Origin of the sequence: Halomonas sp. 3F2F (genome assembly GCF_014897805.1) — a bacterium.
In the GTDB taxonomy this organism is placed as follows: Bacteria; Pseudomonadota; Gammaproteobacteria; order Pseudomonadales; family Halomonadaceae; genus Vreelandella.
The window spans coordinates 1-571 of record NZ_JABUZE010000138.1 but is presented as its reverse complement, the minus strand read 5'-3'; the positions used below and the strand labels follow the sequence as shown (position 1 = coordinate 571).

Below are 571 nucleotides of genomic sequence, written 5' to 3'. Positions count from 1 at the left end.
AGCTCATCCGACGGGCCCGGCCATTTAAATTTTTCCTCGGCCAGAGACTTGTAGTAAAGCACAAAGCCGTTGTCTTCCCACATCAGACACTTAATCTTGTTGCGCTGCCGGTTGGTGAACGCATAAAGCGCGCCGGAGAACGGGCTGTGCCCCAGCTCCTGCTCGACAATCAGCGCCAGCCCATTGGCCTGCTTGCGGAAATCGACAGGCTGTCGATACAGGTATATCTCCGGCAGGTCCCAGGAGGGGCGCAGATAGCGGTGGCGCATTACAGTTGCCTCAGCACGGCACCGAGCAACTCCACATTGCCAGCGTGCAGGCCGGTGATCGAGACGCCGCCGGGCAATGACACCGTTAATCCTTCTGACGACTCCGGACCAGGCACTGCCGATACCTTGGCAAACCCAGGCGACGACACGGGTTGCTCCGGAACCGCTGTCTCCGGTTCGGCCAGCTTTTTGCGCCAGTAAACAAAGCGGCAATAAGTCAGTGATTGCTGCTGGCAGTAGGCCATGCCGGACAAACCCGACGCCTGCCAGTCCTCGATATGCTGCTGCCAGAGACGTTTGCG

2 protein-coding genes are annotated in these 571 nt (G+C 59.0%); both read right to left on the bottom strand.

The window, feature by feature from the left end:
- Positions 1 to 269, bottom strand: a 269-nt coding sequence (gene tnpB / locus INT21_RS15140) for an IS66 family insertion sequence element accessory protein TnpB (protein ID WP_193085413.1), incomplete at its 3' end; no start/stop codon positions are given.
- The coding region (tnpA, locus tag INT21_RS15135) for an IS66 family insertion sequence element accessory protein TnpA (RefSeq protein ID WP_193085412.1) at positions 269 to 571 on the bottom strand (303 nt) is incomplete at its 5' end. The genes tnpB and tnpA, both read right to left, overlap by 1 nt.